Annotated in this window: 8 protein-coding genes; 4 read left to right on the forward strand and 4 right to left on the reverse strand. The window is 74.9% G+C overall.

Going from position 1 to position 6,246, the window contains the following annotated elements:
• On the reverse strand, positions 1-582 hold a 582-nt coding region (locus tag KME75_RS39175; RefSeq protein WP_219420022.1), incomplete at its 3' end, for an HhH-GPD family protein.
• Positions 583-808: 226 nt separating this feature from the next.
• Between KME75_RS39175 and KME75_RS39180 the strand changes: the two genes are divergently transcribed.
• Positions 809-1,591, forward strand: coding sequence for a hypothetical protein (locus KME75_RS39180; protein ID WP_219420024.1), 783 nt, complete (start codon positions 809-811; stop codon positions 1,589-1,591).
• 87 nt (positions 1,592-1,678) lie between these two features.
• Here KME75_RS39180 and radA read toward each other — a convergent pair whose 3' ends face one another.
• Complete coding sequence (gene radA, locus KME75_RS39185) at positions 1,679-3,046, reverse strand: DNA repair protein RadA (RefSeq protein WP_219420025.1); 1,368 nt, start codon at positions 3,044-3,046, stop codon at positions 1,679-1,681.
• Positions 3,043-3,693, reverse strand: a complete 651-nt coding sequence (locus KME75_RS39190) for a copper chaperone PCu(A)C domain-containing protein (protein ID WP_219420026.1) — start codon at positions 3,691-3,693, stop codon at positions 3,043-3,045. Before KME75_RS39190 ends, radA begins: the two co-directional genes overlap by 4 nt.
• A gap of 286 nt (positions 3,694-3,979) precedes the next feature.
• Between KME75_RS39190 and KME75_RS39195 the strand changes: the two genes are divergently transcribed.
• From KME75_RS39195 to ispF, 3 genes are read left to right on the forward strand one after another with little or no spacing between them, the layout of a single operon-like run.
• Positions 3,980-4,471, forward strand: a complete 492-nt coding sequence (locus tag KME75_RS39195; protein ID WP_219420028.1) for a CarD family transcriptional regulator — start codon at positions 3,980-3,982, stop codon at positions 4,469-4,471.
• Between the two features lie 41 nt (positions 4,472-4,512).
• Positions 4,513-5,187 (forward strand): 2-C-methyl-D-erythritol 4-phosphate cytidylyltransferase, encoded by a 675-nt coding sequence (locus KME75_RS39200; RefSeq protein WP_219420029.1) that lies wholly within the window; start codon positions 4,513-4,515, stop codon positions 5,185-5,187.
• Positions 5,184-5,651, forward strand: a complete 468-nt coding sequence (gene ispF / locus KME75_RS39205; protein ID WP_219420030.1) for a 2-C-methyl-D-erythritol 2,4-cyclodiphosphate synthase — start codon at positions 5,184-5,186, stop codon at positions 5,649-5,651. Before KME75_RS39200 ends, ispF begins: the two co-directional genes overlap by 4 nt.
• Positions 5,652-5,757: 106 nt before the next feature.
• Here ispF and KME75_RS39210 read toward each other — a convergent pair whose 3' ends face one another.
• The gene (locus tag KME75_RS39210; RefSeq protein ID WP_219420032.1) at positions 5,758-6,189 is read right to left on the reverse strand and encodes a VOC family protein; all 432 of its coding nucleotides are present in this window, start codon (positions 6,187-6,189) and stop codon (positions 5,758-5,760) included.
• Between the last annotated feature and the right edge of the window lie 57 nt (positions 6,190-6,246).

Consider the following 6,246-nt stretch of genomic DNA (forward strand, 5'->3'; position numbering starts at 1 on the left):
GCAGATCACCGCGCCCAACTCCATGAGCCCGGCGGAGACGACGGCCGCCGACTCGTCGTCGGCGGGCAGCAGCGGCTCGACGTCGGCCAGGTCGGCGGCGGTGCGGGCAGGTCCGGCGTCGCCGCTGCCGTGCACGGCCCGCGCCACGACCCGCCGGACGTTCGTGTCGACGACCGGGCAGCGCCTGCCGTACCCGAAGGCGGCGACGGCTCGCGCGGTGTAGGACCCCACCCCCGGCAGCGCCTCGAGCGCGTCCGGATCGGCCGGGACGACGTCGCCGTGCCGCTCCGCGATGATCCCGGCGGCCTCGTGCAGCCGCAGCGCGCGCCGCGGGTAGCCCAGCTTGCCCCACGCCCGCAGCACGTCCGCGCGCGGTGCCGCGGCGAGCGCGGACGGCACCGGCCACCGGGCCATCCAGTCCAGCCAGATCGGTTCGACGCGGGCTACGGGCGTCTGCTGCAGCATGAACTCGCTGACCAGCACGCCCCACGGGGTCGTACCCGCGCGGCGCCAGGGCAGGTCGCGGGCGGCGGCGGGGTACCAGTCGAGCACGAGGCCGGTGAGCGGGTGGGACGGCGGCACGGCCCAGGATGGTGCCACTGCTGCGGCAGCCGCGTGGCGCTGCCCCGGAGTGCCAGCAAGGTGGCGATGCTGCCACTGGACGGCAGTATGGTCACATTGCTGGCATCGTCGGGGGCTCGGGTGCCGTCCGGGGGACCGCCGCTCGGGTGCTTCCCGGCGTGTCGCGACGCGCCGTGCCGGACGCACATCCGCAACTCCTGGTAATCGATCAGATACCCTGCGTGACGTGTGGGAGCCGATGGGTCCGCTGCCCGCGTCCGTCTACTGGAGGCGACGCTGGGTCGCGATCGCGTCCACCGTCACCGTCCTCGTGGTGGTGGCCTGGTCGATCGCCGCGCTGACGACGCCCGAGCGCCCGGCGGCCGAGACCGCCACGCGCGCTGCCACACGCGTCGCCGTGTCCGCTCCCCAGCAGGTCGCACCGCCCCCGGCCGGGCCGCAGCCGGGGGCGGTGGGGCCCGCACCCGAGGCGCCCGCTGTCGAGGCGGACGAGCCGACGCCACCCCTGCCGGGCGCACCGGTCACGACGTCGGAACGGCTGCTCCCGGACGACACCCCGCGCCCGTCCGCGCCCGTGCCGACCCCGGTGCCCGTGCCGCCCACCGGGCCGGTGCCCTGCACGAACGCGATGCTCGCCGTCACCGCCGAGGTCGGCAGCCCCGAGCACCGCGTGGGCGAACGCCCGGTGCTGCGGCTCGTCGTCACCAACGTCAGCGACCAGCCGTGCGTGCGCGACCTCGACTCGGCCCGGCAGGAGATCGTCGTGTGGAGCGGCGACGGCGCCGACCGGCTGTGGTCCAGCAACGACTGCGCGAACGTCGCCAGCATCGACCTGCGCACGCTCGTGCCCGGCCAGCCCGTGGCGTTCTCGGTGCGCTGGGCCGGGCGCACGTCCATCCCCGGTTGCGCCGAGGAGCGGACGGTGGTGCCGCCCGGCGCCTACCGCGTGATGACGCGCGTGGACGACATCATCAGCGCGCCCACACCGTTCCTGCGCTCGGCGGGCTGAGCGCGCGTACCCGACGTCAGGAAAGCCACGTTCCAGACGTCGAACGTCGGCAACGTGGCTTTCCTGACGCGGGGTGGCGGGGGTGGGTCAGCGGATCGCGGCGAGCACGACCCCGACATCCCGCACCTCGGTGATCTTCATGCCGGCCGGACCGGTGCCGCTGTCGGGCGGCACGAGCGCGTGCGTGAACCCGAGCCGGGCCGCCTCGGCCAACCGCCGATCGACGCCCGCGACGCGGCGCACCTCGCCCGCCAGACCGATCTCGCCGAGCACGACCACGTCGGGGGGCAGCGCGACGTCCCGGCGGGCCGAGGTGATCGCCAGCGCCAGCGCGAGGTCGGCGGCCGGTTCGACCACCCGCATCCCGCCGACGGTCGCGGCGTAGACCTCGGCGTCGTGCAGTCGCACACCCGCCCGCTTCTGCAGCACGGCGAGCAGCATCGCGACGCGGGCGTTGTCGAGGCCGCTGACGGCCCGCCGCGGGCTGGGGATGTCCTTGCCCGTGACGAGGGCCTGCAGCTCGGCGGGCAGCGGACGGCGGCCGTCCAGCACCACCGTGACGGCCGTGCCGGGCACCGGGGGGCCGCCGAACCGGGCCAGGAAGAGCCCGGACGGGTCGGGCATCCCGACGATGCCCCGGTCGCGCAGCTCGAAGCAGCCCACCTCGTCGGCGGGGCCGAAGCGGTTCTTGACCCCGCGCACCATGCGCAGCGTCGAGTGCTTGTCGCCCTCGAACGCGAGCACGACGTCGACGAGGTGCTCGAGCACCCGCGGCCCGGCGATGTTGCCGTCCTTCGTGACGTGTCCCACGAGCACGACCGGCAGGCCGCGGTCCTTGGCCAGGCCGGTGAGGGCCACGGTCACGGCGCGGGTCTGGGTGACCCCGCCCGGCGCGCCGTCGGCGTCGCCGGTGGACATCGTCTGCACCGAGTCGACGACCAGCAGGTCGGGGCGCAGGTCGTCGATGTGACCGACGATGGCGCCGAGGTCGGACTCGGCGGCGAGGTACAGCTCGTCGTGCACGGCGCCGGTGCGCTCCGCGCGCAGCCGCACCTGGCCCGCGGACTCCTCTCCCGTGACATACAGCACACGGCCGGTTCCCGCGGCCTTCGCCGCCACCTCGAGCAGCAGCGTCGACTTGCCGACGCCCGGCTCGCCCGCCAGCAGCACGACCGCGCCGGGGACGAGCCCGCCGCCGAGCACGCGGTCCAGTTCGGACACCCCCGTGGGGCGGGCACGCGCCGAGTCCAGTGCGACGTCGGCGATCCGGCGGGCCGGCGCAGTCGGCGCCCCGGCTGCGACCTTGGCCCGCACCGGGGCCGCCGCGACGGGCGCGGCCTGCTCCAGCGAGCCCCACGCCTGGCAGGACGGGCAGCGCCCCACCCACTGGGCGGCCTGGTGGCCGCACTCGGCGCAGCGGTAGCCGGCGCGCGAACCGCGGGCGCGGGTGGTCACTCGGAGGCGTGCTCGATCTCGCGCGGGGCCTCGGTGTGGCCGACCGGGACCTCGACGCGGATCTCCCCGGCGCGCTCGAACGTGAAGACGACCGGGTAGGTGATACCGGCCTGGATGTCCTCGCGGAGCCCGGTGAGCACGATGTGGGTCTCGTCGGTCTCCTCGCCCGCCGGGGCGGACGTGGCGGGGGTGCCGGTGGGCCGGGCGGCCTCGCCGGCGGCGGGGGTGGGCTCGGCGGACCCGGTGGCGGCGGGCGCCGCCGGCGGGGCGGGCGGCTCGCCGTCGACCTCCAGCGCCTGCCCGCCCTGCACCTCGTCGACGCCGGTGACCTCGACCGACGAGGCCACGGGGCTGGAGACGGAGACCAGGCGGTCGGCGGTGCCGCCGGTGTTGACGATGCGCATCTGCAGCGGGGCGTCGCCCCCGCGCGGGTGGACGGCGGCGCCCTCGACCTCACCCGCGAACTCGATCCGGGTGTTGCGCAGGAGGATCTGGCCGGACTCGGCGCTCGCGCCCGCGACGGCGTCCACCTGACCGCTGGTCTGGGCGACCTGGCCCGCGCTGCAGCCGGCGAGCGCGACCGCCCCGATCATCGCGCCGATGACGGCGGCTGCTCCGGTCGGGCGAAAACGCTCGGTGCGGCTCACGAGTCTGACGTCCTTCCTGGCGGGGCACCCACCGCGCCGCTCCTCGCGGCGGCCCGGCGGAAGCGGACGCGACGGCGCCCGCGGTGACCACTGGCTTCGACCGGGCCGAAGCCTAACCGCACCGGGAAAAGGACTGGTCGCGGTCCCCCGCACGCGCCGCCGGGGCCGTCCCGTGCACGTTTCGGGGCGGTTGTCAACCCCGTGACCTGCGACGACAGGGCGGACCAGGCAGCGGAGCGCGGTTCGGACGTGTTAACCTTGAGGAAGCGAAAGGGGCAGAGGACACATGGTTTTCAAGGTCGGAGAGACCGTCGTCTACCCGCACCACGGTGCCGCTCTCATCGAGGCCATCGAAACCCGCACGATCAAGGGCGAGGAGCGCAAGTACCTCGTCCTCAAGGTCGCGCAGGGTGATCTCACGGTGCGTGTTCCCGCCGAGAACGCCGAGGTCGTCGGCGTCCGCGATGTGGTGGGCCAGGAAGGTCTGGACAGGGTGTTCGAGGTGCTCCGCGCCCCGCACACCGAAGAGCCCACGAACTGGTCTCGCCGGTACAAGGCGAACCTGGAGAAGCTCGCCTCCGGCGATGTGAACAAGGTTGCCGAGGTCGTGCGCGACCTCTGGCGCCGGGAGAAGGACCGCGGCCTGTCCGCGGGCGAGAAGCGCATGCTCGCCAAGGCCCGGCAGATCCTCGTCAGCGAGCTCGCGCTCGCCGAGGGCACCGACGAGCAGCGCGCCGAGGTGCTGCTCGACGAGGTGCTGGCCACGGCCACCGCCTGAGCACTGCTGCGCAGTCCACTTCCGCCGGTCCGGCTCACCGCATGAACGTCACCGCGGTGGTCGTGGCCGGCGGTGGTCGTGGTGGCGTCGACATCCTCGCGCCGGTCGGCGGTGTTCCGATGGTCGCGCACGCGGTGCGCAGCCTGCTGGGCGTCGCCGAGCACGTCGTGGTGCTCGACGTCGACGAGCGGGGCCATACGCTTGTGCGCGCATGCGCGGGGCTGCCCGTCAGCGTGCGTCATGCGTTTCCGCGCGCGTCGTCCGAGTCGGGGCCACACGCCCCACAACGACGGGACACCACATCCGGTGACGGTTTCGTCGCACCATGCTCCGAGGAGGTCGTGCTCGTGCACGACGCGGCCCGGCCGCTCGCGCCGCGCGCGCTCGCCGCTGCGGTCGTGGAGGGGATCCGGGCCGGACACGAGATCGTCGTACCCGTCCTGCCGCTGACCGACACCGTCAAGACGGTCGATCCGGCAGGGATCGTGCGCGACACGCCGGACCGCTCCGGGCTGCGGGTGCTGCAGACGCCCCAGGCGCTCCGTCGTGAGCTGGTGGACGCCCGTGCGGGCGAGGACCTGCTCGCCGTCGCCGTCGCGTACGCCGCGGCGGGACACGCCGTGCACACCGTGCCCGGCGACCTGGCGGCCTTCCCGGTGCGCACCGGGTGGGACCTGGAGCTGGCCGAGCTGCTGACGGAGAGGACGACGGCGTGAGGGTCGGCGTGGGCACGGACGTGCACCCGGTGGAGGCCGGGCGCGCGTGCTGGATCGCGGGCGTGCGCTGGGACGGCGTGGACGGCTGCGCCGGCCACTCCGACGGGGACGTCGCGGCGCACGCGCTCTGCGACGCGCTGCTGTCGGCCGCCGGGCTCGGCGATGTCGGCGCGGTCTTCGGCACCGGACGGCCGGAATGGGCGGGCGCGAGCGGCGTGACGTTGCTCGCCGAGGTGCGCAGGCTGCTGGCCGCCGAGGGCTGGGCGGTCGGCAACGCCGCCGTCCAGGTGATCGGCAACGCCCCGATGATCGGCACGCGCCGAGCGGAGGCCCAGCAGGTGCTCTCCGACGCCGTCGGCGGGCCGGTGTCGGTGTCGGGCACGACGACCGACGGCCTCGGCCTCACCGGTCGCGGTGAGGGGATCGCCGCGGTGGCGACGGCCCTGCTCGTCCCCGCGGCCTGACGCTGCCCCGCCCCCGCCCCGCGTCCACGGCCGGCGGAGTTGCAGCAAAGCCACTTTCACGCAACGTGGTTGCAGCAAAGTGGCTTTGCTGCGTTCCCCCCGGCCCTCAGCCGTACATCGCCGTGGTGCGCGCCTGGATCTCCTCCGGGGCGAGCTGCTCGGTGCGCCGCGCCACCATCCACAGGTGCCCGAACGGGTCGGCGAGTCGGCCGCCGCGCTCGCCGTAGGGGTGGTCGGCCACGGGGAACACCACGGTCGCGCCGCCCTGCACCATCCGCTCGGCCACGGCGTCGGGGTCGGACGTGAACAGCGCGACGATCACGGGCACGCCGCCCTCGCCGGGTGCCCGGTCGTAGCCGTCGGCGTCCTTCACGGCGAAGCGGACGCCGCCGGCGGCGACCATGGCGTGCACGACCCTGCCGTCCGGATCGGTGTAGCGCTCGACCACCTCGCCGCCGAGCGCGGCAGTGTAGAAGGCGAGTGCGGCGTCGGCGCCGTCCACGACGAGGCGCGGGTACAGGTCCAGGATCTCGGTCATGACCGGAGGATGCGACGCGGGCAGGGCAGTTCCGGTTCGTCCGTCGTGGACGAACCG

This window comes from Pseudonocardia nigra (assembly GCF_019396355.1).
GTDB classification, from domain to species: Bacteria; Actinomycetota; Actinomycetes; order Mycobacteriales; family Pseudonocardiaceae; genus Pseudonocardia; species Pseudonocardia nigra.

What these genes read in the sequence shown, in the direction of transcription:
- KME75_RS39195 (WP_219420028.1), top strand. Translation starts at nt 3,980, where the DNA reads ATGGTTTTCAAGGTCGGAGAGACCGTCGTCTACCCGCACCACGGTGCC.
- KME75_RS39200 (WP_219420029.1), top strand. Translation starts at nt 4,513, where the DNA reads ATGAACGTCACCGCGGTGGTCGTGGCCGGCGGTGGTCGTGGTGGCGTC.
- KME75_RS39210 (WP_219420032.1), bottom strand. Translation starts at nt 6,189, where the DNA reads ATGACCGAGATCCTGGACCTGTACCCGCGCCTCGTCGTGGACGGCGCC.